Source organism: Roseovarius albus, from assembly GCF_900172335.1.
Lineage (GTDB): Bacteria > Pseudomonadota > Alphaproteobacteria > Rhodobacterales > Rhodobacteraceae > Roseovarius > Roseovarius albus.
In genome coordinates this window covers 1-26639 of record NZ_FWFX01000007.1, presented here as the reverse complement: position 1 = coordinate 26639, position 26639 = coordinate 1, and the positions used below count along the sequence as shown (strand labels likewise).

Below are 26639 nucleotides of genomic sequence, written 5' to 3'. Positions count from 1 at the left end.
GCATCCCAATCGGGATATTGTCACATGTCGCAATCAACTTTGATCGCTCATCGACTTGCGCCGCCTCTGTAACCGGATAAAACGGGCAGATCGAAAACACAAAGAGAATTCGCATGAGTACAGCACTAATCATTCTGGCAGCAGGTCAAGGCACCCGCATGAAATCCGACCTGCCCAAAGTGCTGCATCAAATCGCCCACGCCCCAATGCTGGTTCACGCGATGAAGGCCGGGCAGGTTCTGGAACCCGAAAAAATCGTTGTGGTCGCAGGCCATGGGGCCGAGCTTGTACAAGCAGCCGCGCTCGAGTGGGATGAATCTGCGCTTATTGCCAACCAGAACGAACAACTTGGCACTGCTCATGCCGTCGCCCAAGCTGGCCCGCAGCTTGAAGGGTTCGAGGGCGACGCGATTGTCCTTTACGGCGATACGCCGTTCATTCGCCCGGAAACGCTTGAGAAAATGGCGGCGGCCCGCGCAGAGCATGATGTTGTTGTATTGGGGTTCGAGGCGCAAGATCCCGGTCGCTATGGCCGTCTTGTCATGCAGGGCGACACGCTGGAACGCATCGTCGAATTCAAAGACGCCTCGGATGAAGAACGCGCCATCACCTTCTGCAACAGCGGTGTCATCGCCGCCCCGGCCAAGCTGTTGTTTGACCTGATTGCAGAGGTCAAAAACGAAAACGCTGCCGGCGAATATTACCTCACAGACATTATCGGCATCGCCCGCGCCAAGGGCCTTTCGGCCACGGCTGTCGCCTGTGACGAATCCGAGACCATGGGCGTCAACTCCCGCGCGGAACTCGCGCAAGCTGAAGCAGCCTTTCAAGCCACCGCCCGCGCTGAGGCGCTCGATAACGGCATCACCATGCACGCGCCCGAAACCGTGCACTTCGCCCATGACACTCACGTCGGCAGAGACACGATCATCGAACCCAATGTCATCTTCGGCCCCGGCGTCACCGTCGAATCCGGTGCCCGCCTGCGCGCCTTCAGCCATCTTGAGGGCGCCCATGTCTCACGCGGTGCCATCGTTGGTCCCTACGCCCGACTGCGCCCCGGCGCGGAACTGGCCGAAGACACCCACATCGGCAACTTTGTCGAGGTCAAGAACGCCACCATAGGTGAAGGTAGCAAAGCCAATCACCTTACCTACATCGGCGACGCAACCATTGGCGACGGCACAAATATTGGCGCAGGCACCATCACCTGCAACTATGATGGGGTGATGAAACATCAGACAACGATTGGCGACCGCGTCTTTGTCGGCTCGAACACCATGCTTGTCGCCCCGGTCTCTCTGGGCGATGATGCCATGACTGGCTCCGGCTCTGTTGTTACCAATGACGTGCCAGACGGTGCGCTGGCTTTGGCCCGCGCCCGGCAAGAAACCAAACCCGGCATGGCACGCAAAATGGTTGAATTGCTGAAAGCCAAAAAAAAGAGAAAAGAGGCCAAGTAAATGTGCGGAATTGTTGGAGTACTAGGAAATCACGAAGCGGCCCCCATACTGGTCGAAGCCCTGAAATTGCTTGAATATCGCGGCTATGACAGCGCCGGCATAGCAACGGTGAACAAGGGTCAATTGAACCGTCGCCGCGCTGTTGGCAAGTTGGTCAATCTCAGTGATCTTCTCGTACATGAGCCTCTCGCCGGCAAGGCCGGTATCGGTCACACCCGCTGGGCTACACACGGCGCGGCGAATCTCTCGAACACGCACCCCCATCGGGCGGGCTCGGTCGCAGTCGTGCACAACGGCATCATCGAAAACTACCGTGATTTGCGGGCCGAACTGGCAAGCAACGGCATCGGTCATGAGACTGATACAGATACCGAAACCGTCGCACTGCTGACTAAACACTTCATGGATAATGGTGCGTCAGCCGAAGACGCGGTCAAAGAAACACTTTCCCGGCTCGATGGGGCCTATGCCCTGTGTTTCTTGTTTGACGGCGAAGAAGATCTGCTGATCGCCGCCCGCAAAGGCAGCCCCTTGGCCGTGGGGCATGGCGACGGGGAAATGTTCGTCGGCTCCGATGCCATCGCCCTGTCACCTGTCACCAACCGCATCACCTATCTTGAAGAGGGCGACTGCGCTGTCATCACCCGCACCAGCCTCAAGATCACCGACATCAACGGCGAGCTTGCCAATCGTGAAATCAAGACAGTTCAAGTTGGCGACACCCGCGTTGACAAGGGTGGCCACAAGCATTTTATGGCCAAAGAAATTGCTGAGCAACCTATGGTCATCAGTGACCTGCTTCAGGCCTATCTCAGCGAGGACGGTCATAGCATAGATCTGCCCGAGGGAGGCATCGACTTCAACAAGATTGATCGTCTGACGATGGTCGCCTGCGGCACCGCATTCTACGCTTGCTTGACTGCCAAATACTGGTTCGAACAACTCGCCGGCATCCCCGTCGAGGTCGATATCGCCTCTGAATTCCGCTATCGCGAACCGCCAGTCGCCGGCCGCACTACAGCCGTTTTTGTCAGTCAGTCGGGTGAAACTGCAGACACACTGGCCGCCCTGCGCTATTGCGAAGGCCGCGCCGACAGCATCCTGTCGGTCGTCAACGTCCCCGAAAGCTCCATTGCCCGCGAAAGCGACCTCGCCCTTCCGATCTATGCCGGGGCCGAAATTGGCGTCGCCTCGACCAAGGCTTTTACCTGCCAACTCACCGTATTGTTGTTGCTCGCGCTGAAAGCCGCTGAAACCAAAGGCCGGCTCAGCGCAGAGGAGCTGACCGACAAGCTCTCGCTCCTGCGCGGCGTGCCCGGTGCCATCAATCAGGTGCTCGAGGCAGATCAGACCTTCCGCGCCGCCACCCGCCTGCTGGCCGAATCTGATAACGCGCTCTTTTTGGGGCGCGGGTTGATGTTCCCGTTGGCCTACGAAGGCGCGCTGAAACTAAAGGAAATCAGCTATATACACGCCGAAGCTTACGCCTCAGGTGAACTCAAACACGGCCCCATCGCCCTCATCGACAAAAAGATGCCAGTCGTGGTCATGGCCCCCAAGGATCAACTTTTCGACAAAACCGTCTCGAACATGCAAGAGGTCATGGCACGCGGTGGCAAGGTCCTCCTGATCACGGATCGCGAAGGCGCCGCCGAGGCCGGCGATGGCGTCTGCCAATCGCTGATCATGCCTGAAATCGACCCGATCCTAACCCCGATCCTCTATGCCCTGCCAGCGCAATTGCTGGCCTATCACACCGCCGTCGCCAAGGGCACCGATGTTGATCAGCCGCGCAACCTCGCCAAATCGGTGACGGTAGAATAGCGCATGGGCAAACAGTTTGACGCGCTGGACGAGCGCCTGATCAAATTCATCGAAAAACAGCACATGTTTTTCTCCGGCACCGCCGCCCCCACGGGCAAGGTCAACGTCTCACCCAAAGGCATGGACAGCCTGCGAGTGCTCGGCCCCAACCGGATCATCTGGCGCAATTTCACCGGCAGCGGCAATGAAACTGCCGGGCATCTTGCGCTCAACAACCGCATGACGCTGATGTGGTGCTCCTTCACCAAACAACCGATGATCCTGCGCACCTATGGCACCGCCCGCATGATCCGGCCCGAAGACGCTGAATGGGCAGAACTCGCCACTCATTTTCCACCGCAACTGGGCATGCGCCAGATCTACGATCTGCACATCGATATGGTGCAAACCTCCTGCGGTTATGCCGTGCCCTTCTTTGACCACGCAGGCGACCGCGACACCCTCAAGCACTGGGCCGAGGACAAGGGCGAAGACGACTTTCGCACCTACTGGTCCGAACGCAACGCCCAAACGCTCGACGGCTTCCCCACAGGATTTGAAAACAAATGACTCCAGAAATTGCCCTCGAAACCCTCGCTTCCCGTGCCGAACCCGGCCGGGCCGAAGGCATGGCCGACTATCACAAGGTTCCACGCAAATATCTGGGCGTGACCAACCCGGTGCTGAATGACCTAACCAAAGAATGGCGCCAAAGCCTCAGCCTCGCGGAGCGCATCACCCTGGCCGATGGTCTCTGGCAATCAGATGTGTTCGAAGGCCGCGTCGCCGCTGCCAAACTGCTGACACAGGCCCGGATCAATCCCGATCAGGCGGCCTGGGACCTGATCACTTCCTGGCTGCCCGATCTCGACAGCTGGGCCATTGCCGATCACGCCATGATGGCCGGGCAAAAACGCCTGGTGGCTGATCCCAGCCGGATCGATCAGGTTGAGGTATGGACCAAATCCGACAGCCACTGGATCCGCCGCGCCGCCATGGTCGTGACCCTGCCATTTACCAAATCCAACAATCCCAAACCGGTTGAGCTGGAAATCCGTGAGCGCGTCCTAGGCTGGGCCGCTGGCTATGTGCAGGACCCCGAGTGGTTCATTCAGAAATCCGTCGCCTGGTGGCTGCGCGATCTTTCCAAACACGCCCCCGACCGCACCCGCGCCTTCATGGCCGAGAACGGCAAACACATGAAACGCTTTGCGCGGAAAGAGGCTGAGAAGTATTTGGCTGATTGAGTTTCGACAGTGCCGCGCTACAAATCGCGTGCCCTGCTAGCAGCATTCATGCTCACTGTAAGCAATGCTGCAGTGGCGCAAGACGACATCAATATTGACTACAAACGCGAGACCTTCCTCGTTTTCGGAAAACCCTTCAGGAAGTTAAAGAGGACCTGAACAACAAGGGACCCGATGGAATTTGGGGGCTCACTGACTGGCGCGTAAACTACGATGACGATTGTGACGTGTGGATCAAGATTCGATTAACGCTACCTAGAATGCTGCGCACTTCGCAGTTGCCGGTGCATGATCGGATCAAGGTAGAAAAGATGCTGACGGCCTTGTGGATGCATGAAGAACGCCATGTAGACCACGGGATATCTGCTGCAGAAGAAGTGAAACGATACAACTGTGAAAACGCTCAAGAGATCATCGATTACTGGGTGCGACGAAGTAAACGATATGACTTGGAAACGCGTCATGGACAAAAAGAAGGTGTGAAACTGAGGTGAAGCTGAGCGAAGTTTGACCCTGTTCGCCCGCCGGTCCGCCTGTTTCATCTGACCATAAATATCCCCACCGGAAGCAAATCCCGAGGCGGAGGCCAAAGGCCGACAACGAGACATCCTGCGCGCCGCAGGCGCTCATTAAAACAACAGCGCCTTACGCAGAACAATGCAAAGAGAGGCGGACCCGCCCGCCTCCCAGATCGTCAATCAGCCAAACTGCATCAGAACTTGAAACTCACAAACAGGCTGTACGAGTTCTCGTCCACCCCTTCGACACCAAATTTGTTGTTGAAATGCGTGTATTCAACACCAAGGTAAAGCTTGTCTTCATTCAGCTTGATCGCATTGCCCAGATCCCAGCGAAATTGCGGGGAAAACACGATCTGCTCTTCCACGCCCGATCCCTGGTCCCCAATGAAATCGACAAAGCCACGCATCAGAAACTTTTGCTTTCCCATCGCAAAGGGGTAATCCCAGACCAGCGTCGCCTGATAAGTTGTATCCAAGTTGCGGCTGAACGGATCAACAAAATTGTTGTAGGCATAGACGCCAAGGCTCAGAACCCGAAATCCTTCAATGCCAAAATTCAGTCTTGGCCCAGCCAAGGCCACGGAAAAATCTGTCCCCTGGTTTAAGCCCACCCCAAGGTCCAACCCGCTTACCGGACTTGAATCGCCAAAGTTCAAGCCAAATTGACTGCCGTGCAGGTGATAATAAATCTCACCGTATTGGTCGCTTTCGGTTCCGGAATCATCTTCCAGCTTATCGTTGTCTTGAAAGAAATCGACAAAGAAGAACAAATCGCCAATGTCATTGGTCGAAAAATGCTCCAGCGTGATTGTCTGCCGTGACGTGGTGTTGTCAAAATCCGGAAAGTTGGCATTGCGCCCAAGCTTGTAATCCTCACCATAGTGCAGTTGGATTTCCGTTTCCGAAAAATTGGCCTGAACCGGTGTCGCGCTTGCAAGGCCCGCGATCACCACAGCCCCTGCGCAAAAATTGCCGAGAAGTCGTTTCATTGTCTATCCCTCTGTTAGACGTGTCCGACCAGCGTTCCAACAGAAACAACCGGCCAGATGTGTTAAAGTGCGATCTTGTCTAGGAGGGCGTTTGACGCTGAAACAAGCGCGCGAAATGCATTTACTTTCAAATTGAGGAAATAATATCGATTATCTAATATTCCTAAAATATATAATACATCGCATTGTTTTTGAATAATTAAATTCCATCTCAGAGTTCTGTAAAATCGCGTCAAGAGCGTATTTCTCGAAACAGCTTCTCAGGTCCGGACATAACCGCAGGCGCGTTTCTAGGGTAGCAGGCAATCAATCGACTTCTGTTTTCTCAACTCAGCGAGCGCCGATTGACGAAGACCGCTGCCGAACATAGAACGCCAATCAAAGACGAAAAGAAGATGAAATATTCAACATCTGGAACGACATCGATAAATAAGAAGCCGAGCAGAGAGGAATTTGAAAGTAGAACAGGTATCTCCACATACCAATATGACGTCTTTCGGAAGCACCAAATCAGACCAGTCATAAAGATCGCCGCCAATTGAGTTAACAGTACAATCAAGCTCATCGCACCGAATTTCCTTTTCACTCTCAATCAAGTATTGGCAGGGTCCACCCCTTGCAGCGTTTTTTGTACAAAACCCACGTACAACTTGTACAAGTTGTACAAAACTTCGTGCTCAAATCACTCCGGCAACTGATACACTTTTACCTCCGGCAGCCCAGTCAAATCCGCCTCGATCAATCGCATCGCAGCCAGTGATATCTGGCTGCCTGCACCTTTGCTGGCCTCCAGCGGCACCAGTTCCACCACCACCGAAGTCCCCTTCGCCGGATAATCCACCCGGCCCTTGACTTGCGATTTCACCAGCGAAGTCTTCATCCAGATCCCCGGTTCAGTCGGAGCCCCGAGAGAAGCGATTGTATTTCCCAAGAATTTTGCGCCATTTGACGTTTCCGCTTCTTTCACGGCTTCTGCCCGAGCGGTCGCTGTGGTTGTATCGAACTCCTCGACACTGCTGGCATCCTTGGGTGGAGGCGGCGCATCGGTCAGCACGGCGGGTTCTGCTTCTAATCCATTTTCAGTTTTAGTATCAAGTTCTTGCGTGTTTTTATCTCGCCACTTCTGGAACACGCCTTGCCCATCCGCGCAACCGACGAGCACAACCATTGATACGATAAAACACTTAAACATCCTCATATTCTCACCATATTCTTACTATTCGATGGTTTCAATCCGGTAAGAACGGCCTTGCCCCCAGACCCTGCGCGACTTAGGTTCTGGCGCATGACTGTGCCCTTGATCGACCCCTTTCAGCGCCCGATTTCTTACTTGCGCGTTTCAGTGACAGACCGCTGCGATTTTCGCTGCGTCTATTGCATGTCGGAGAACATGACCTTTCTGCCCAAGAAAGAGCTTCTGACTCTGGAAGAGCTAGACCAAATGTGCAGCACTTTCATTGGGTTAGGTGTTGAAAAACTCCGCATAACCGGCGGCGAACCCCTGGTACGACGTGGGATCATGACGTTCTTCGATAACATGACACGCCACTTGGACAGCGGCGCGCTGAAAGAATTGACACTCACCACCAACGGCTCGCAACTCGCCCGTTTTGCCGGTGATCTACATTCTGCAGGCGTGCGTCGGGTGAATGTTTCGCTCGACACGCTGGACGAACAAAAATTCGCGGACATCACCCGATGGGGGCGTTTACCGCAGGTGCTTAAAGGCATTGACGCCGCGCAAGCGGCTGGCCTGCGCGTCAAGCTGAATGTCGTGGCGTTAAAGGGCTTCAACGAGGATGAGCTATTTACCCTCGTGGAATGGTGCCACGCTCGTGACATCGACCTGACATTCATCGAGGTTATGCCCATGGGCGACATCGGCAACGAAGATCGACTTGATCAATACTGGCCTTTGAAAGACTTGCGCGCCCGTTTGGGTGAAGAATACACTCTAATCGATTTGACTGAACGTACCGGCGGCCCTGCGCGTTATGTGCAACTGGCCGAGACCGGGCAGAAGATCGGTTTCATCACGCCGCTCACTCATAATTTCTGCGAAAGCTGCAACCGTGTGCGCCTGACCTGCACCGGGGAACTTTACATGTGCCTGGGTCAAGAAGACATGGCCGACCTGCGCGAGCCTTTGCGCAAAAGCCCTGATGACATGCAGCCCTTGGAGGATACCATACGCGCCGCTATTGCCCGCAAACCCAAGGGACATGATTTCGATTATTCACGTCAGGATGTGGCTGGCAAAATGACCCGCCACATGAGCCACACCGGCGGCTGATGACGCAGACTTCCACGCCTTTTCTCATCCGGGTGTATAACGCCGGAGCCAACTTGATTGCCCCGCTGGCCTACCGCAGAGTTCGCAAAAAGCTCTCGAGCCATGGCATTGACCCAAAGCGCTGCCCTGAACGCCTCGGCCACCCAACCCAAACCCGGCCCGAGGGCCCGCTGATTTGGTTCCACGCCGCCTCGGTTGGGGAAACCCTATCCGTTTTGCGGCTAATCACCCATCTTGGGGAAATTCATCCCGACTATGCGTTCCTCATCACCTCCGGCACCGCAACTTCGGCCCAGATTGTGGCTAAACGCTTACCGCCACGCTGTCAGCACCAGTTCGCGCCACTGGATTCTCGAAAGGCGCTCCACCGGTTTCTAGACTATTGGAAGCCCAGTGCCGCTGTTTTTGTCGAAAGCGAGTTGTGGCCTCAGATGCTACAACAAACCAAAGCCCGCAACATCCCTCTGGCCTTGGTCAATGCACGGATTTCAGAACGGTCCTTTAGCCGGTGGCAAAGGTTCCTGACAATTGCGCAGTTTGTGCTGTGGCATTTCGATCTGATCCACACGCAGGATGAGCGCACCACTCAGCGGCTGCATCAAATGGGTTTCAGCCATGCTTTTACCGGTCAAAACCTGAAGTCCGTTTCCGGTCCCCTGCCTTATGACACGGAGGAATTAACCTCTGTTCAAGTGCAAATTGGCGATCGCCCTGTCTGGCTGGCCAGCTCTACCCACCCCGGTGAAGACGAGATCATGTTGGAAACGCATCAGGATCTGCTGCGAACCCACAAAGACGCGTTGCTTATCCTAGTGCCTCGGCATCCGGAACGTGCGACAGCCATCGAAGCGCTCATCAAAGGCAAATCACTCAAACACACGCGCCGCTCCGACGGTGATGGCGTCGCGAAGGATACCCAAGTGTATCTCGCCGACACACTTGGTGAAACTGGGCTATGGTACGCTCTATCCCCACTCACGTGCCTATGCGGATCGTTCACTCCGGTTGGCGGGCATAATCCCTATGAGCCCGCCTACGCCGGATCTGCCGTGCTGCACGGCCCGCTTTATGCCAATTTTGCGCAAACCTATGCGGACTTTGATACCCATGGTGGTGCGGTAGAGGTTCACGATGCTGCGGTTTTGAGCACAAAACTGAGCACATTATTGACCGATTTTACAGCACTGAAAAAACTGCAAGATCAATCGCAAGCCTTTGCGCAAAAACAAGAAGGTATGCTGGACGACCTAAGGGCCACCCTTTCCAAAGCCTTGTCGCTAGGTTAGGCAGTTTCAACACATTCAACCGGATCGTCCCAGTGCCTGACCTGATCGTCACCAATTTCAACCGCAACTTCACGGGCGTTTCGTCAACGGCGGCTGCGGTCATTCGCCAGCAAGTACAAGATTACGATCTGAGGCTCAGTGATATCGCTCTGCCCGGCTGCCCAAGCCCGATCACTCGTGCAGAAGCCAAGGCACTGTCGCGTACTCCGTCAAATGGCCGCTCGTTCACCATCTGGCATGTACGCCGCAATCCGGAAATGCGCGTGGCGCTCTGGGCGCGTGACGTGCTGAAGCTGCCAATAAAAATTGTCTTCACTTCAGCGGCGCAACGCCGCCATTCGGCCTATCCGCGTTGGCTGATCTCTAAAATGGATGCGGTGATTGCCACGACGGAAAACGCCGCCTCTTTTGTGCCGAATGTTCGCGCGGTAGTACCTCATGGCGTGGATATTGAACGCTTCCAACCCGCTCCTGATCGTGCTGCGGCTTGGGCCGCAACTGGTTATCCCGGCAAACGCGGGATCGCGACCATAGGACGTATTCGGCCCGAAAAGGGGACAGATCGCTTTATAGATGCCATGCTGAAAGTGCTGCCCAAACATCCGGCTGCAACAGCACTAATCATCGGGCGTGCGGGCAAGTCGGATATAGCATTTCTTGATACGCAAAAGGCTAAGATCGCCCAAGCCGGTTTGAACGACCGCATTGTCTTCACAGGTGAAATCCCAGCTGACGATCTTGTAACGCTGCTGCCCTCACTCTCCGCTGTCGTACAGCTTCCACTATACGAGGGCTACGGCATGACCCCGCTTGAGGGCATGGCCAGCGGCGTGCCCTTTGTGGCATCAGACGCGGGTTACTATCGCAGCTTCTCCTGTCAGAGCACGACCGGAGTGGTCGTTGACAATGATGATATCGTTCAAAGCGCGGCATCTCAGCTCGATGCCATTCTGGGTGACCCAGATCGTCATGCAAAGATGTCCAACGCCGCCCGTGTCGCAGCACAATCTGCGTTTAGCATCAGAGGTGAAGCCGAAGGCATCAACGCTGTCTACGAGCAACTTTGGGCTGAAGGTTAAGCCGGCATCCGCTGCTCAACCACTTCGGCCCACCAGCTACACCCAAAAGGGATCAGCTCATCATTGAAGTTATATTCTGGATGATGCACTGCAGCGCTGTCGCCATTTCCTGCCAGAATATAGGCTCCGGGACGTTCCTCTAGCATGAAGGCAAAGTCCTCGCCGCCCATGATCAGAGGTGCCTCAGAGCAACCGCCGCTGATCACGCTGGCAATTTGCGCGGCAAATTCTGTTGGCTCATCATGGTTAACCATGACCGGATAGTTCCGTTCGTAATTCAACGTGGCCCGCCCGCCAAAGGCCGCACCGATGTTGTCGCAAAGGTCTTGCATCCGCTCTTCGGCCAAATCGCGCGTTTCCGCACTCAACGTACGCACTGTGCCCATCAGGCTAACACTTTGCGGAATCACGTTAAATGTATTGGATGAGCTTTGCATTGACGTAACCGAGACCACCGCCTGCTCAATCGGGTCGGCATTACGGCTGACAACCGTTTGTAAGGCCACGATCAAATGGCTGGCAATCACTGTGGGGTCAATGGTTTCATGTGGCTTAGCTGCGTGCCCGCCTTTGCCCTCAATCTCGATATCAAACTTATCGGTCGCCGCAAAAAACGCCCCCGGTCGAATGGCGAAGCTCCCAACCGGCATGCCCGGCCAATTATGCATGCCGTAAATCTCCTGAATGCCAAATCGGGCCATCATGTCATCTTCACACATCTCGCGACCTCCGCCACCGCCCTCTTCGGCGGGTTGGAAAACGACCACGCACGTGCCGTCAAAATTTCGCGTCTCTGCCAGATATTGCGCAGCGCCTAACAACATCGCTGTGTGCCCATCATGACCGCAGGCATGCATCGCCCCGTCGGTCTTGGAGGCATACTCAAGCCCGGTCATTTCATGAATCGGCAGCGCATCCATATCGGCTCTTAAGGCAATGACCTTGCCCGAGGTTTGCGCCTTTCCATGGATCACACCAACAACGCCAGTGCGCCCAATACCGGTCACCACCTCATCACATCCAAACGCCTGTAACTTTTCGGCAACCAATGCGCTGGTCCGGTGCGTTTCAAACAGAATTTCGGGGTTTTGGTGGATATCGCGGCGCCAGGCCGAAATGTCATTGTGCAGTTCGGCAAATCGGTTTTTTACGGGCATCATAAATTCCTTTTGAGCTGGGTACAGTCATAATCTGTTTTGCTTTAAGAGCAAATCACCTTTGTGTCCGCAGGCCAATTCCCCGCCCGGTTTCTGAGATTCGAAATCACGAGTCGAATTCCGTCGTATCCATAAACACCAAGCATCACATTACGAGAGGAAAATACCCCACTAAAGTGAAGCACAAGAACCCGAAACTATCTTGGCGTGCCAAACATTAACAAACCCAATCCAAACACGTTTGAATAACAATTTAAAACCAGCCACTTAAGACATGAGACTTGCTTTTTTAGGTTTGTTGGGATGAAATGAGATTGTACCTGAATGTTGACAAATTTTTGATCTTTAATGGCTGCAGTTTTGACGATCACTTCTGCGCTCCAACGAAACGCTCAAAAGCGGCCGCGGGGACCGCTCGAAACTTGGGAAGACTTCAGGGGAGGCTGAAATGAAGGCTTTACTTCACGCCACTGCAGCAGTCTGCGCTTTCGGCACCTATGCTCATGCTGAGCGCGGGTCAGATGGGCAACTCAACATCATATACTGGCAGGCCCCTAGCACACTTAACCCCTACCTTTCCGGCGGCACCAAGGATTTGCAGGCAGCAAGCCTAATCTTGGAACCTTTGGCCCGTTTCGATGAAACCGGAGCACTTCAACCGTGGCTGGCTACCGAAATCCCGACGGTCGAAAACGGTGGTGTCACTGAAGACCTCAAACAGATTACCTGGACACTCAAAGAGGGGTTGGTCTGGTCCGACGGCAGTGCTCTTACCTCAGAAGATGTCAAGTTCACTTGGGAATATTGCACGGCCGAGGGTGGCGGCTGCGCTCAGATCGAGAAATATGGCGGCATCACTTCGGTCGAGACTCCCGATAACCAAACCATCGTGGTTAACTTTTCATCTCCCAAACCCTATCCATACACGGCTTTTGTTGGTGCGCAGGCCCCAATCCTGCAAAAGACACAGTTTGCCGAATGCATGGGCTCCAACGCTGTAAGTTGCTCGGAACAGAACTTGGCCCCGATTGGCACCGGCCCATTCGTGGTGTCAGAATTCCGACCAAATGATGTGGCGCTTTATAATGCCAACCCCAATTATCGTGACGCGGACAAACCTGCCTTTGCAAATGTCGTCCTCAAAGGGGGGGGTGATGCGGCGTCAGCCGGGCGGTCGGTTTTGGAAACCGGACAATTTGACTATGCTTGGAACCTGCAACTGGCCCCTGATGTGTTGGCCAGTATGGAGGCCGCTGGTAAAGGCGAGGTGATTTCCGGTTTCGGCACGCTTGTAGAGCGGATCATGGTGAACATGACGGACCCATCGAGTGATTTGGGCCCTGAACGTTCGACGGTGGCGCACCCTCACCCGTTCCTGACAGACGTAACCGTGCGCAAGGCCCTGAGCATGGCAATTGATCGCGAGTTGCTGGTTGAGATTGGCTATGGTGACGCCGGCCGCACAACCTGCAACGTTCTGCCTGCGCCCGAAATTTACGCCTCGACGGCCAACGACGCCTGTAAAACACAAGACATTGCTGGGGCAAACGCACTGCTGGATGACGTGGGTTGGGAAAAAGGGGCTGACGGCATTCGCGCCAAAGACGGCCAACGCCTGTCGCTATTATTCCAGTCGTCGACCAACGCTGTGCGTCAGGATTTTCAGGTTGTTCTAAAACAATGGTGGTCGGAAATCGGCGTTGAAACCGAGTTGCGCAATATCGATGCTTCGGTTTTCTTTGGTGGCAATGCTGACAGCCCGGACACCTTCCAAAAGTTCTATGCTGACGTAGAGATGTACGCCAACAACTTCGATGGCACCGATCCCGAAGCCTATATGTCGAACTGGTCCTGCGATCAGATCCCGGCCCCCGAAAACCAATGGCAAGGCAACAATATGCCGCGATATTGCGATGCTGCCTATGACGAAATGGCGCTAAAGCTGAGCCAGACCGCCAGTTTGGAAGAACGCGCTGCCTTGGCCAAGGCGATGAATGACATGCTAATGCAGAACTTTATCATGATTCCACTGGTTGATCGCGGCCGTGTTTCAGCCAAATCAAACAGCTTGGGTGGTGTTATTCTGAACACTTGGGACAGCGAGTTGTGGAATATCTCAGATTGGTACCGCATCAAGGATTGATTAGCGCCACACCTGCACGTTATTCTTTGGATTAATTAAGGCACTGCAGTAACGTCGAAAGGTACCAATGCTGACATATATCACGCGTCGGCTGGTTCTCTCAGTGCCTACCCTTCTGCTCATTGCGCTCATTATTTTCCTGTTGCTGGAACTCGCCCCCGGTGACCCAATGGCCCAGATGCCGCTCACGATCTCTGCCGAAGTACGCGAGCAGATGCGACAGGCGCTTGGGCTGGGAGAGCCGGCACCAATCCGGTTCTGGAACTGGCTGGTACAGTTTTTCTGGATTGAACCGCAGGTGATGATCGACAACCTTTTCGGCACCAGCTTGGCCGAAGGCAAACCGCGTATCATCAGCTGGCAGCACCATGCGCCGGTGATGGACATCATCTGGCAGCGTCTTCCACAAACCTTGTGGGTCGTAGGTTCCGCCTACATTCTTGGCATCCTGATCGCGCTGCCCATTGGGATTTATCAGGCTTACCGGCAGTATTCGGTGTTTGATCAGGCTGGCACATTTGTGACCTTGGTCGGCTATTCGATCCCACCATTTTTCACCGGGCCGTTGTTGATCGTTCTTTTCTCGGTTCAACTGGGGTGGTTTCCCTTCGTTTACGACACCACCCATCAAGTCAGCGACTGGGAAAGCTTCACTTTTCAGGTCAAGCAAATGATCCTGCCGGTCATGGTGCTATCGCTGCAAACCACGGCGCAGATCAGCCGTTACATGCGGGCGTCGATGCTGGACAATCTGGATCAGGACTATGTGCGCACGGCACGGGCAAAGGGATTGTCCGAAGCACGTGTGGTCATCAGCCACGTGTTGCGCAATTCGATGATCCCTGTAGTCACGGTCATCGCCCTTGGCATGCCCGCCATTTTTGGTGGGGCGATCATCACCGAAAAAGTGTTTGGGGTGAATGGGATCGGCGCGCAATTGATCGGTGCGATTCAAGCCAACGATCTGCCAACGGTGCAAACCCTGACGTTTATCTTTGCAGTCTTGATTGTCTTTGCGAATATCGTTGCCGACATCCTCTACGGCGTGCTGGATCCGAGGATCCGCTATGACTGATCGGCTGGCACACCAAAGTACGCGCAATCAACAGTTCTGGCGACAGTTCCGTCGCCATCGCGGCGCGCTGATCGGGGGCGTCGTGTTTGCCATTATCGTGCTGGGCGTTCTACTGGGTCCAATGATCTGGACCATTGACCCGGGGTACCCCGATATTCGTGCGCGTAATCAGGGCGTTAGCTGGTTGCACCCGCTTGGGACTGATCAATTGGGGCGCGATACTTTGGCTCGGTTGATGGCTGGTGGACGCAGCTCAATCTCAGTCGGGATGATGGCGATGGTTTTGTCGATAGGGCTAGGTTGCCTGATCGGCATGGCGGCGGGCTTCTTCAAAAAACTTGATGGGCCGTTGATGCGGCTGACCGATCTGTTTCTCGCTCTGCCCCTGTTGCCCCTGCTTTTGGTAATCATGATGCTATTTCGTGAACCTCTGAGTCGCAGCATCGGGCCGCAGGCCGGGATCTTTGTGCTGATCGTTTTCGCCATTGGCATCACCAGCTGGATGCCCACTGCCCGCGTGGTGCGCGGCGAGGTACTGGGCCTAAAGGAACGTGACTTCATTCGCGCCGCCCGCGCCATCGGCGCTACAAACTACTCCATCTTAAAGCAGCATATTGCCCCCAATATCCTGTCGCCGATCATCGTATCCGCGACCCTAGGCATTGCCACCGCGATCATTACAGAATCTGCGCTGTCCTTCCTGGGCCTTGGCTTCCCACCTGACTTCCCCACCTGGGGGCGGCAATTGAGCGATGCGACCATTTATATGCAGGATTATCCCGGGCGCGTGTTCTGGCCTGGATTGGCAATTTCCCTGACCGTTCTTAGCGTGAACTATTTGGGAGACGGCCTGCGCGATGCGCTCGACCCACGGCAACAAAACCTGCGGAAATAGCAGCGGCACATTCACCTTGCACTGCCCCCCCAGCCGGGTAGGATACGCGCCACTGCAAAAGATGGAAAAATGAATGCCCCGGTTCGAATATAAAATCATCCCAGCCCCCACCAAAGGCAAGAAAGCCCCCGGCGTGAAAACCGGCGAGGCACGCTTTGCCCATGCGCTGGAAGAACAGATGAATGAACTGGCCAGGGACGGATGGGAGTATCAACGCTCGGATATCCTACCGAGCGAAGAGCGCCAAGGGCTGACCTCGACGCAAAAAATCTATCGCTCGGTACTGGTGTTCCGGCGTGAAGTGGCAGAAGCCGATGCGCCAAAAGCGGAAACCACCAAGCTGACGGCAGATCGAAGTGAGCCCTCTGTCAAGAAACCTGCACCACCGGTCAAAGAGCCTGCGTATGATCCGGAATCTTACGGCGAAACGCTTGAGCCCTTGGAAGAGGTGCAAAGCGACGATAGCGTCGAGCCCAAATCCTGAGACGCTCGATGAAAATTGCCACCGCAGCCTATCCGCTTGATCCGCTCACTAGCTGGGTGGAATACACCGCTAAAATCGAAAACTGGGTACAATCTGCCACCAATGAGGGCGCGCAGCTTTTGGTCTTTCCCGAATACGGGGCGATGGAACTGGCAATGCTGGCGGGGCCCAAGATAGCCAATGATCTGGAAGCAAGCATGATGGCGGTGTCTGACTTGATCCCGGAGGTCGATGCGCTGCATGCGGAATTTGCAGCCAAGTACAATGTGCACATCTGCGCAGCCTCTGCGCCGGTCTATGACCCGGCCATTGGCTCCCGCCCCGTGAACCGCGCCCGCCTGTTCAGCCCGGACGGAGGCTGCGGCATTCAGGACAAGCAGATTATGACGCGCTATGAACGCACGCCAATGGATGTGGCCCCCGGCGGGCCGCTGCGCCTGTTTAACACAGCACTTGGCAAGATCGGCATCCTCACCTGCTATGACAGCGAATTTCCCATGCTGGGCCGGGCCTTGCAGGAGGCCGACATAGTCCTTGTTCCTTCTTGCACCGAAGCGCTCTCGGGCTATTGGCGCGTACGCATCGGTGCGATGAGCCGCGCGCTGGAAAACCAATGCGTGACGGTCATGTCTTCGATTGTTGGCCCGGCCGAGTGGAACCAAGTGGCCGATATGAACACCGGGATGGGTGGCATTTTTGGACCGCCTGATGTGGGGTTCCCCGAAACCGGCATTTTGGCCGAAGGCAGACTTAACACCCCCGGCTGGACTTACGCCGAGGTTGACCTGAGTGCCATCGCCCATGTCCGCGCAGATGGCCGCGTGCTCAACCGGGCCCACTGGACTGAACAGACTGGTCGCGACAAGACGGTCACACCTGAGCAATTAGGCTGATTTATCCCCTTGAAAACCACGATCAATAGGCGCATTTAGTGCCCTGTCCGCAAGATGGCGGACGTGAAACCATAAGGAGAGACCATGGCCAAGGAAGATACGCTCGAATTTCCCGGTGTTGTGAAGGAACTCCTGCCCAATGCGACATTTCGGGTCGAGCTTGAAAACGGCCATGAGATCATCGCACATACGGCAGGAAAGATGCGCAAGAACCGAATCCGTGTTCTGGCAGGCGACAAGGTGCAGGTTGAAATGACCCCCTATGACCTGACCAAGGGCCGCATCAACTACCGCTTTAAGTAAGCGACTGTTTTAAATGCGTTTAATCCTGGGATCGGGCAGCCCGCGCCGCCGGGATCTGCTGGCACAGATTGGCGTTGTGGCGGATGAAATTCGCCCCCCCGAGATTGATGAGACCCCGCACAGGGGCGAATTGCCTCGCCCTTATTGCATCCGCATGGCAACCGAGAAAGCGCAGGCCATCCCCCTGAACGAGGGGGAAATCGTTCTTTCCGCAGATACCACCGTGGCCCTTGGCCGCCGAATTTTGGGCAAACCGGATGACCGGGATGAGGCCGCGCGATTCTTGCGCGCGATGTCAGGACGTCGCCATTCAGTGATTACTGCCGTGGCTGTCCGCACCGGTGATCGCCTCTGGCAACGAGATGTTGTCACAGCCGTGAAGATGAAACGCCTCAGTGACGAAGAGCTGAACGGCTATTTGGCGACAGGCGACTGGCAGGGCAAGGCTGGCAGTTACGGCATCCAGGGGCCTGCTGGGGCGTTCATCCCGTGGATTCAGGGCTCTTTTACTGCCGTGGTAGGATTGCCCATCACAGAAACAGCCAATCTGCTGCAGGCAGCGGGTTACCCCATTTGGAAAGGTTCATCATGAAGGGACGTCAGATCGTTCTGGATCATTTTGGAGAACTTGAAGCTGCGGCGCTTATGGTCGATGGACAGCTTGAAGATCTGTATCTTGATCACGACGCGCCGCGCCCCGGTGCGATTTACCGCGCCATTGCCGACAGACCGATCAAGGGTCAGGGCGGCATGTTTGTGAAAACCCCCGATGGCATGGGCTTTCTGCGCCAGATCAAGGGGCTGTCTCCGGGTCAATCCATTCTGGTGCAGGTCACCGGCTATGCCGAACCAGGCAAGGCGATCCCAGTGACCGCGAAGGTCCTGTTCAAAAGCCGTTATGCGATTGTCACGCCCGAGGCTCCCGGCATCAACATCTCGCGCAGTATCAAGGATGAAGATCTGCGCGATACCCTGCTGGGCTTGGCCAAGACCGTGATGCCTGAAGGGTCAACCATGGGACTGATTGTACGCTCATCCTGCGTTGACGCCGATATGGGGGAGATTGCCGAAGATATCGAGGCGATGACAGATTTAGCAGCAGCCATTCTGGAGGACGCTGAGGGTAATGATCCCGAGAAACTGACTGAAGGCGATGGACCGCATGCGCTGGCCTGGCGCGAATGGGTTGAACCGGCGCAAATCGAAACAGAAAGTGGCAGCTTTGAAGCAACCGGCGTGGCGGATACAATGGCCGAACTGGAAAGCTCTCAAGTGGCATTGGGATCTGGGGCCAGCATGTTCATCGAGCCCACCCGCGCCCTAACTGCCGTTGATATCAACACCGGCAGTGATATGTCTCCGGCAGCGGGCCTCAAAGCCAATCTCACCGCCGCCGCCGACCTGCCTCGCCAGTGTCGCATCAGAGGAATTGGCGGGCAGATCACTTTGGACCTGGCCCCAATGTCAAAGAAGCACCGTCGTCAGTTTGAAAACGCCCTGCGTGCGGCTTTCCGCGCCGATACGGTGGAAACCGCACTGGTCGGCTGGACACCATTGGGGCACTATGAGTTGCAACGCAAACGCGACCGCCTGCCCTATCACGAGGCCCTGTCATGAGCTGCCCGATCTGCGGCAAAGACACCGAACAGAAGGTGCGACCATTCTGTTCGAAACGCTGTGCCGACGTCGACCTGGGCCGCTGGATGAGCGGCGATTACGCCCTGCCTTCACAAGATCCAGAGGACGCCGAACGCGTGGTCGAAGAGCTCTCTAAACAAAACGCACGACCGCACTGATTTTTTTGCCAAACCCTCTGGACACCCTGCCCCCGCTCGCCTAGAAGGCCTGCACCCGAACGCAAAAGCGTTCCCCGTGCCCGGGTAGCTCAGGGGTAGAGCAGTGGATTGAAAATCCTCGTGTCGGTGGTTCGATTCCGCCCCCGGGCACCACTAATACCCTGATATATAAGGTTATTTTGAAACCCGTTGTGCAATTTGAATTACTCAAATAAGTTATACACCGTTATACACTTTGAAAGAGCGTATTTTGGCTCGAGTTTCCAAGACTTCAAAAAAATCAAAAGATGCAATCACTTCGATCAAGCATCTGCGTAAAGGGCTGGCAATTTATAAAACCGGTAAAAGCCCTTATTGGTATGTTCGCTTAAGAGATACGTTGGCTGGAAAGAATGTCGTCAGGTCGACTAAGGAGGTCAGTCGGATTGAAGCCATCGAAGCGGCTCATGAGTTTGCTGATAACTTTCACAGCAAAGCCAATAGCGATTTCGCCCAAAAGAAATCCAACAGTTTTGAGCATTATGCCAAGCTTCTCATGTCGATGCAGAAGAACTCAAAATGGTCCAGCAGTGACGGTAAGCTGCTGAACCGTCCGAATGATGGATTGATCTATTACTTCGGCAAATACGATGTCACTAAGATCACGTCTGGCATGGTTCGGACCTATTTGATGCATCTGGATGAGAGCAGATCAAAACCTCTGGCTGAATCCACCAAATACAAGCATGTCATCATCATCAGGAAAACACTGTCTCTTGCCGTTGAAGATGGCTTGATGCAGACCTTGCCTTTGCTACCCAAGCAAAAGACTGTTGATGCCCCTCGGCACGCCTTTACGGATGCTGAATATATCAGGTTCTCAAAAGAATCCTTTGCCTGCGCCAGTAGAGGCGATGTGGTTCGGGGCGTGCCGATCACGGCCCATCATGCCAAAATGTTCAAGTTTGTCGTCCACAGCTTCCTGAGGCCCACAGAAGGGGAACTGTTTGGGCTTAAGCATAAAGACGTTCAAGTGAAGAAAGATCCTGTCCATCTGGAGCTCAACATTCGTAAAGGGAAAACGGGTCGAAGGGATAGCCCGACATTACCCTTGGCAGTAGCCCTCTACGGGAGCCTCAAGTTCCCAACAGAATTGTCCAAGTTCGATCCTGATGACTACGTATGGATGCCAGACTATCCAAACAGACGAACAGCGATCAGCACAGCCAGACGTATCTTCAACCATATCTTGGAGAAAGCCGGATTGGTGGATGAAGACAAGAAGCTGACCCCCTACTCCCTGCGCCATTATGCGCTTCAATCACGGCTCAGAAGCTCTCATGGCAAGGTCAATATCTACACGCTGGCGAAAGCGGCTGGGACGTCCGTAGATCAGCTTGAACGTTTTTATCTGAAGAAGATGGCACCGACTAACGAAATGGTCAGAAACCTCCAAGTCAGAGGTGATGAGCAACCATCTGCACCAAGGGCTACCCCAATAAGCAATGAATACTGGGTGGAGCCGGATGATCTGATGGATTTGTAAGGCTGTTGGAATGGCCCCCTTTTTCATATTGGAAAAGGGAATAACGAATAGGATTATTAGTGTTTTTTATAAAGAAAGGTGGTGTTGTTCCCAAAGCGAAAGGTTGGGTCATTTAAAGCGTTTCGAGAATTAGATGTTCGCTAAAATATGTAACAACCGTGAAATGCTGAAAAGGCAATTAACGGTCATTCGCTGCCTCAAGCGTTAATGGCCATTTTGCGGGACGAAACGGACATCTCGGGCAAATGAACCAATGTCAGGTTTTAAACCATCTATGCCGTTGAGCTATTGTGGTGCTGGTTCTAATCCATAATTTTCTATGATCGCGGCTGCGCTGCCATCAGTGAAACTTCCGCTCAGGGAGGCAAAGAATCTTTCGGAAATTTCGGGATCAGCAAAGGTCTTTCGGATTGCAGCGTAATAAAGAATTGGTCGATCCATACCGGCATACCGAACATCGCTTGTCAGCTCATTTGCTTCAAGAACTCGGTGGCCCCTGTCACGATTTGAATAGACGGCATCCAGCCTTTTCGCAGCCAACTTCCTAAACCCGGAAGCGTCATCAGGGCGTTGATCGATCATAATCGGTTCGAGGCCGGTTGTTTCCATGTTTGCCCGTATTTCTTCAAGATTAACCGCCGTATTGGAAGGGGCGAATACGCCGACCCTTTTGCCCTGAATTGAATGCATCCCTTCCAATATAAGCGGGTCCTGAGCATGCACGAAAAAACCGTATTCGGTGCGGATTATCGGCACGGAATAGTCCAGCCAAGTTTCGCGTTCCGCGTTTCGGCCAATAACCATCATTCCGTCAGCAAGGCCTTCGCGCATCATTTCCTGCGCGCGCCGCCACGGGAAAATATCGAACGTACATTCAAGCTCGGCGGAATCGCAGGCTGCTTCGATAAGTTCACGCCCGGGGCCGATGATTTGGCCGTCTTTGCCATACACGTAGGGTGCCCAGTCCAATGTCACAAACCTGATATCCTGCGCCTGAGCCGGAACAGAGAATGTCAGAGTTAATGTCAGTAAAGCTTTGCGAAACATCTGTTCTCCAGCGCAAACTTCTTCAAAATGGCAATATGATATATAACATGGTCAATACTCTACGGCCAACAGCGGAGCACTAGGTGAAATCTTTGCACAAATCTGTTCGCGGTCGATTTCTCAGAATTACAGTGCCCTTGATTTTTCTTTCGGTTCTCGGGGTGTTTACAGCCATAGAATTCATGGCTCATCGGAATGCGCTGACTCGTCTCGAAGAAAACTCTGCGGCGCTGTTGCGGACGCAGAGCGCAGCTCTGGCGAACCCGCTTTGGAACCTCGATTACGAACAGATCAATTTGAGCCTAGAGGCGATTGCTACGAACCGGGAAATCGTGGTCGTCCGAATTTTTGGCGAGGACGGGGAGATTATGGCGCAGGCCGGTCATGAATCTGCGTTGCAGGGTGACGAGCTTCTTTTCCGCGGGCAGGTGATCTTTGATGCCGGGGCTGGACCGCGCGAGATCGGAGAAATTGTGTTCTTGATCACGCAAATCGAAATTCGAACGCAAACCCGCGACAGGTTATTGCTTGCGGCGTTTATTGCCTTGGCGGCAGTTGCTATGGAAGTGGGTGCCGCACTTTTCGCGCTTCGCCGCATTGTTGGCGTGCCACTGGATCGGCTTCTGAAGGCAATCAACACCGCGAAAAGTGACAGGTCGCGTACCCGTGTTATAGAAGGGCCGCCAGACGAGATGGGGCAAGTGATATCGGCCTTCAACCAGATGCTGGATCAGCAAGCCGTGTACGAGTCAGAATTGACAGCTCAGGCGCGCATGGAAAGCGAACTGAACATCGGACGAGAAATGCAGCTTTCCATGGTGCCGCATGATTTTAATGCGCTGACCAAAGGACATCCAATCTCTCTTTCAGCCGCATTGGAACCTGCACGAGAAGTTGGCGGTGATTTTTATGATGCTTTTCACGTAGGTGACCAAACGCTTTGCGTCGTAATCGGGGACGTGTCGGATAAGGGCGTTCCGGCAGCCTTGCTGATGGCGGTTACGAAAACGATGGTGAAGTCATTTGCGCTTGAAGGTGTACCCGCCAAGGATATTGTTACCGCAGTCAACGAAGAGCTGTGCCGCGGTGATCATCGGAATATGTTCGTTACGCTTTTTGTTGGACTGCTCGATTTGAAAACTGGACTCTTGACCCACTGCAATGCTGGCCACAACCCACCGCTGCGACTAAGTGCTAGTGGTCGGATCAGCCCCTTACCTGATCGAAATGGTCCAGTTGTCGGTGCGGTACCAGGACAGCACTACTCGCAATCTCTAACGCAGATGGAAGAGGGTGAGACTTTGTTGCTGTACACTGATGGTGTGACAGAGGCCTCTGACGCCCAAGATAGATTATTTGGCGATCAGGGCTTGAGCGATCTGCTAACAAAACTCCCAGAACGGTCAACGGCAGAAATCGTTCGGGCCATTATACATGCAGTTGCAGATCACGAAGGGGAGGCAGATCGAACGGATGACGTGACCGTCCTTGCAGCGACGTTCCATGGCAATGAAACAGTGCGTTGGAACGGTTCCGCCCCTGCAACGATGCAGGCGGTCAGCAAACTCAGCGACGAGATGGCTGAGGCTTTGGCTGAGAGTAATGCAGATCTGACTGCCAAGGCGCAACTTATCCTCGATGAAATCGCATCAAACGTCGTCAATCACGCGGGCGGGTGCACTGACGTGCCGATTGAAATTGAGGTCGATGTTACACAAACCAGCTCGGATCTGGTGTTGACGATCTCAGATACGGGTCCAGGATTTGATCCTTCGACCGTTGATGCACCAGACACAACGCTTTCAGTGGATGAGCGTCCCATAGGTGGGTTGGGTTTGCACGTCGTTCGTGAAATCAGCTCGGCATTTTCCTACGCTCGACAGGCAGACAAGAATTCCTATTATATCGTGATAAACGCATGAAAAATGTGGGCGAACATACCGGGTCAAGCGGTCAACAGGGGATCATACATTGAATATTAAAGTGACAGATGATGGGAGTGTTGCCCTTGTTCGCCCTGAAGGAAAACTGGATTCAAGCAATGCGCCTGAGTTCGAAGCGGCGATAGTCCAAGTCATCGACGGAAAGATGACAAGCCTCATTATCGACCTGAGCAAAGTGACGTTCATGGCAAGTGCGGGACTTCGTGTGTTGCTGGGAACAGCGAAGTCGCTTTCGCGTGACGATCGGGCATTAAGAGTTTTCGGATTAAACAGCTTGGTGCGCGAAACATTTGAAATCTCTGGTTTCATCTCAATCATAGACGTTCGCGACAGCGAAGCCGAAGCCCGCGACGGGCTGGATTGATGCCCTCAAACCTGATGATCACAGCAACCATCTTTGGCGGTCTTGGCCTGTTTTTCTTTGCGCTTCAGTTTCTGAGCCAAAATCTAAAACTGTATGCGGGGCACACGCTGCGCACGAGAGTGGCAAAACTGACCGCCACGCCGCTGACAGGGATTGGTGTTGGCGCCGTAATGATCACTATCACCCAAAGCGCAGCCGCCTCGGTCTTTTTGATGGTTGGCTTGGTGCGCGCTGGAATGATGAACCTTCGACAAGCACAACCTGTTATTCTAGGAGTGTCGGTCGGAGCCGGGCTTACAGTTCTATTTTTGACAATCGACATCCAGATAGCCGTGATGCTGCTGGTTGGCGCTTCAGGTATTTTTTATGCCTATGGCGGCATATCCGCGGCGCGTTTGGCGGGCGTCGCTTTCGGCATTGGCCTGATGTTTCTCGGACTTCAGATTATGCGCGAAGGGGCCGCCAGTTTAGAAACCCAAGCATGGTTTCAAGCGGCTGTTGAAATTACCCGCGGACAACCGATGATGGGCTTTTTGATTGGCGCCGCACTCACCATACTGGTTCAATCGTCAGTCGCGGTTACCGTCGTAATGATTGCCTTCCAACGCGCTGGTTTGTTCGAACTGACTGAGGCTATCATGTTCGTTTACGGCGCCAATGTGGGATCTTCGGTGCTGACTTATCTTTTGGCGTCAGGCTTAACCGGCGTCGCGCGGCAGGTCGCGCTTTATCTTGTTGGATTCAACTTTCTGGCAGCACTCATTCTCGTTCCGCTCCTTTATATCGAAATCAATCTTGGTGTTCCGTTTGTGGCGGCCGGAGTATCGGCGATCAGCAATGACCCCGGCACTCAGGCGGCGGTCGTTTATTTGGTCTTCAATTCAATCCCCGTGCCGTTTCTTTTACTTGCGCTGGCCGGGACTGCACGGCTTCTTATGTGGATCGCACCAGAAACAGTGATCGAGCAGCATTCCAAACCTAAATATCTGACTGGAAATCTCCCGAAAGAAGCAGGACTTGCCTTTCACCTCATAGAACTCGAACAAGCCCGACTAATCAATCCGCTAACAGCCGCACTGGATGCGATGCGGCCCGCCCGCTCGAACCGAGCGTTGGCAGATGCATTGGATGCGTTCGACAGCTTGGAGGGTTCAGTCTCAACAGCGGTCAACTCGGTTACATCTTCAACAGATTTAGGGGCCGATGCATACGATCAGTTGGATACCATTTTGAAGGTGCAAGCCAATCTGATCGCGGCAAGACAAACGATGAATGGACTTGCGACAGAGATCACACAATTGCGTAAGAACGCTCCCGACCTGTCCTTTCCTGACGCAATGATCGAAGGATTGGATACAATTCTTCATTTGCTTGCGGATGTGGCTCAGGACCGAGCAGCGGATGACATTGACATGCTCTCCCGAATGACATCCGACGAAGGGAACGGAATTAAATCAGTACGCGCCGCGTATCTCGCTGGAGAAGACGCCGTCGATGCTGATAATAGACAGCACCTATTGGCGTCCGCCAACTATTGCGAGCGCCTGATTTGGCTGGCTGGTGAGATATGTCGCCGATATGGCGAACTGGGGCGCCATGGCCATTGAAAAATCGCTAAAAATGCTGCATCAATAAAGATCATCATTAGCTGATAAATACAAAGCTGCCATTCGTTTCAAGCGCAGCATTCGGAAGACTGGGCTCAATGCACACTAATTCTGCGATGCCATTCGATGTCCGCTGCGAGCTTTTGGTAACGGTTATTCGAGGATGTTATTGTTCAACTCAGTTAATCATTTTTTGGTCTATGCTGGGCTTAAAATGTAATGTTTTAATCCGACTTTCTAGCCAGCTTTTCATATTGAGAATTGGAATAATGAATAGGATTATTAATGTTTCTAAAAATGGTGGAATTATTCTCAAGCTTTCTAATCACTATCCACAAATTTGACTGAACCGTTGTCACCTCCGCTCAGATAGATGGACACAGTCTCCAGCAAAAAGGAGATCGGCATGTCATTAGAAAAGCAATTCAAGTTGGAAGCGGTTGAGAAGCCAAAGGTCAGCAACCCCATTCACCAGCGTCGTCAGAAGTTCATAGCAGCAATCGACAAACAGTTCGCCAATATTCCGGGTGGCAATTCGTCAATGCTGTCCCGCAGCAGCAATTGGGTTTGGCAATCCGACTGTCCGTCACCAGAGTTTTTGGAACCAATGTGGGCCTAAACTAAGTGAGAGTTTGGCTCATCTTGTTGGTTTGATTATGCGGCGTGTTTGCGGTGATGCAAGCGCCGCGCTTCGAGCGTCTTCAGTTTGATCCTTTCGCGTTGTTT

Annotated in this window: 25 protein-coding genes, 1 tRNA gene and 1 pseudogene; 23 read left to right on the top strand and 4 right to left on the bottom strand. The window is 53.9% G+C overall.

Features of this window, described 5'->3' with window-relative positions; all coding sequences use genetic code 11:
- The first annotated feature begins 113 nt into the window (after positions 1–113).
- The 5 genes and pseudogenes from glmU to ROA7450_RS11865 form a co-directional block, all read left to right on the top strand.
- A complete protein-coding gene (gene glmU / locus ROA7450_RS11885; protein ID WP_085806021.1) occupies positions 114–1463 on the top strand; it encodes a bifunctional UDP-N-acetylglucosamine diphosphorylase/glucosamine-1-phosphate N-acetyltransferase GlmU in 1350 nt (449 codons plus the stop codon).
- Complete coding sequence (glmS, locus tag ROA7450_RS11880; protein ID WP_085806019.1) at positions 1464–3287, top strand: glutamine--fructose-6-phosphate transaminase (isomerizing); 1824 nt, start codon at positions 1464–1466, stop codon at positions 3285–3287. It abuts the gene before it with no gap.
- 3 nt (positions 3288–3290) lie between these two features.
- Positions 3291–3836, top strand: a complete 546-nt coding sequence (locus tag ROA7450_RS11875; RefSeq protein ID WP_085806017.1) for a pyridoxamine 5'-phosphate oxidase family protein — start codon at positions 3291–3293, stop codon at positions 3834–3836.
- A complete protein-coding gene (locus tag ROA7450_RS11870) occupies positions 3833–4513 on the top strand; it encodes a DNA alkylation repair protein (protein WP_085806015.1) in 681 nt (226 codons plus the stop codon). The genes ROA7450_RS11875 and ROA7450_RS11870 overlap by 4 nt, the downstream gene beginning before the upstream one ends.
- A 140-nt stretch (positions 4514–4653) precedes the next feature.
- Positions 4654–5007: pseudogene (locus tag ROA7450_RS11865) on the top strand (DUF922 domain-containing protein); the annotation flags it as partial.
- A gap of 218 nt (positions 5008–5225) precedes the next feature.
- Here the strand turns inward: ROA7450_RS11865 and ROA7450_RS11860 are convergent.
- Both ROA7450_RS11860 and ROA7450_RS11850 read right to left on the bottom strand, forming a co-directional pair.
- Positions 5226–6023: a DUF5020 family protein gene (locus ROA7450_RS11860; RefSeq protein WP_085806011.1), complete on the bottom strand. Its 798-nt coding sequence runs from the start codon at positions 6021–6023 to the stop codon at positions 5226–5228.
- 682 nt (positions 6024–6705) lie between these two features.
- Complete coding sequence (locus ROA7450_RS11850; protein ID WP_234999504.1) at positions 6706–7221, bottom strand: hypothetical protein; 516 nt, start codon at positions 7219–7221, stop codon at positions 6706–6708.
- An 87-nt stretch (positions 7222–7308) separates the two neighbouring features.
- Here ROA7450_RS11850 and moaA point away from each other — a divergent pair, with 87 nt between their 5' ends.
- Genes moaA through ROA7450_RS11835 form a run of 3 tightly spaced genes read left to right on the top strand, consistent with a single transcriptional unit; the run spans position 7309 to position 10681 of the window.
- Positions 7309–8316, top strand: coding sequence for a GTP 3',8-cyclase MoaA (gene moaA / locus ROA7450_RS11845; RefSeq protein WP_085806007.1), 1008 nt, complete (start codon positions 7309–7311; stop codon positions 8314–8316).
- Positions 8316–9602: a 3-deoxy-D-manno-octulosonic acid transferase gene (locus ROA7450_RS11840; protein WP_085806005.1), complete on the top strand. Its 1287-nt coding sequence runs from the start codon at positions 8316–8318 to the stop codon at positions 9600–9602. Before moaA ends, ROA7450_RS11840 begins: the two co-directional genes overlap by 1 nt.
- A gap of 32 nt (positions 9603–9634) precedes the next feature.
- A complete protein-coding gene (locus ROA7450_RS11835) occupies positions 9635–10681 on the top strand; it encodes a glycosyltransferase family 4 protein (RefSeq protein ID WP_085806004.1) in 1047 nt (348 codons plus the stop codon).
- Here ROA7450_RS11835 and ROA7450_RS11830 read toward each other — a convergent pair.
- On the bottom strand, positions 10678–11838 hold the full coding sequence (locus ROA7450_RS11830) for a M20 aminoacylase family protein (protein WP_085806232.1): 1161 nt from the start codon (positions 11836–11838) through the stop codon (positions 10678–10680). The genes ROA7450_RS11835 and ROA7450_RS11830 overlap by 4 nt on opposite strands.
- Before the next feature lie 448 nt (positions 11839–12286).
- Here ROA7450_RS11830 and ROA7450_RS11825 point away from each other — a divergent pair, with 448 nt between their 5' ends.
- The 11 genes from ROA7450_RS11825 (at position 12287) to ROA7450_RS11775 (ending at position 20952) form a co-directional block, all read left to right on the top strand.
- On the top strand, positions 12287–13981 hold the full coding sequence (locus ROA7450_RS11825; RefSeq protein ID WP_085806002.1) for a peptide ABC transporter substrate-binding protein: 1695 nt from the start codon (positions 12287–12289) through the stop codon (positions 13979–13981).
- 67 nt (positions 13982–14048) lie between these two features.
- Positions 14049–15056, top strand: coding sequence for an ABC transporter permease (locus ROA7450_RS11820; protein ID WP_085806000.1), 1008 nt, complete (start codon positions 14049–14051; stop codon positions 15054–15056).
- On the top strand, positions 15049–15951 hold the full coding sequence (locus tag ROA7450_RS11815) for an ABC transporter permease (RefSeq protein WP_085805998.1): 903 nt from the start codon (positions 15049–15051) through the stop codon (positions 15949–15951). Before ROA7450_RS11820 ends, ROA7450_RS11815 begins: the two co-directional genes overlap by 8 nt.
- 73 nt (positions 15952–16024) lie before the next feature.
- A complete protein-coding gene (locus ROA7450_RS11810) occupies positions 16025–16435 on the top strand; it encodes a DUF4177 domain-containing protein (protein WP_085805996.1) in 411 nt (136 codons plus the stop codon).
- A gap of 8 nt (positions 16436–16443) precedes the next feature.
- Positions 16444–17328 (top strand): carbon-nitrogen hydrolase family protein, encoded by an 885-nt coding sequence (locus ROA7450_RS11805; RefSeq protein ID WP_085805994.1) that lies wholly within the window; start codon positions 16444–16446, stop codon positions 17326–17328.
- Between the two features lie 84 nt (positions 17329–17412).
- On the top strand, positions 17413–17631 hold the full coding sequence (gene infA / locus ROA7450_RS11800; RefSeq protein ID WP_005978431.1) for a translation initiation factor IF-1: 219 nt from the start codon (positions 17413–17415) through the stop codon (positions 17629–17631).
- Between the two features lie 13 nt (positions 17632–17644).
- Complete coding sequence (locus tag ROA7450_RS11795) at positions 17645–18223, top strand: Maf family protein (protein ID WP_085805992.1); 579 nt, start codon at positions 17645–17647, stop codon at positions 18221–18223.
- Positions 18220–19248, top strand: a complete 1029-nt coding sequence (locus tag ROA7450_RS11790) for a ribonuclease E/G (RefSeq protein ID WP_085805990.1) — start codon at positions 18220–18222, stop codon at positions 19246–19248. Before ROA7450_RS11795 ends, ROA7450_RS11790 begins: the two co-directional genes overlap by 4 nt.
- Complete coding sequence (locus ROA7450_RS11785) at positions 19245–19427, top strand: DNA gyrase inhibitor YacG (protein ID WP_085805989.1); 183 nt, start codon at positions 19245–19247, stop codon at positions 19425–19427. Before ROA7450_RS11790 ends, ROA7450_RS11785 begins: the two co-directional genes overlap by 4 nt.
- A 78-nt stretch (positions 19428–19505) precedes the next feature.
- A tRNA-Phe gene (locus tag ROA7450_RS11780) sits at positions 19506–19580 on the top strand.
- Between the two features lie 82 nt (positions 19581–19662).
- Positions 19663–20952, top strand: a complete 1290-nt coding sequence (locus ROA7450_RS11775; RefSeq protein ID WP_234999503.1) for a tyrosine-type recombinase/integrase — start codon at positions 19663–19665, stop codon at positions 20950–20952.
- Between the two features lie 285 nt (positions 20953–21237).
- Here ROA7450_RS11775 and ROA7450_RS11770 read toward each other — a convergent pair whose 3' ends face one another.
- A complete protein-coding gene (locus ROA7450_RS11770) occupies positions 21238–21999 on the bottom strand; it encodes a substrate-binding periplasmic protein (RefSeq protein ID WP_085805987.1) in 762 nt (253 codons plus the stop codon).
- Positions 22000–22181: 182 nt separating this feature from the next.
- Between ROA7450_RS11770 and ROA7450_RS11765 the strand changes: the two genes are divergently transcribed.
- From ROA7450_RS11765 to ROA7450_RS11750, 4 genes are all read left to right on the top strand, one after another.
- Entirely contained in the window at positions 22182–23921 is a 1740-nt protein-coding gene (locus ROA7450_RS11765; RefSeq protein WP_143534438.1) for an ATP-binding SpoIIE family protein phosphatase, read from the top strand.
- A gap of 49 nt (positions 23922–23970) precedes the next feature.
- On the top strand, positions 23971–24306 hold the full coding sequence (locus ROA7450_RS11760) for an STAS domain-containing protein (RefSeq protein ID WP_085805984.1): 336 nt from the start codon (positions 23971–23973) through the stop codon (positions 24304–24306).
- A gap of 14 nt (positions 24307–24320) precedes the next feature.
- On the top strand, positions 24321–25913 hold the full coding sequence (locus ROA7450_RS11755; RefSeq protein ID WP_159454040.1) for a Na/Pi cotransporter family protein: 1593 nt from the start codon (positions 24321–24323) through the stop codon (positions 25911–25913).
- A 406-nt stretch (positions 25914–26319) separates the two neighbouring features.
- Positions 26320–26532 carry a hypothetical protein gene (locus ROA7450_RS11750; RefSeq protein ID WP_143534437.1) on the top strand — a complete coding sequence of 71 codons (213 nt, stop codon included), beginning with the start codon at positions 26320–26322 and terminating at the stop codon, positions 26530–26532.
- Positions 26533–26639 lie beyond the last annotated feature (107 nt).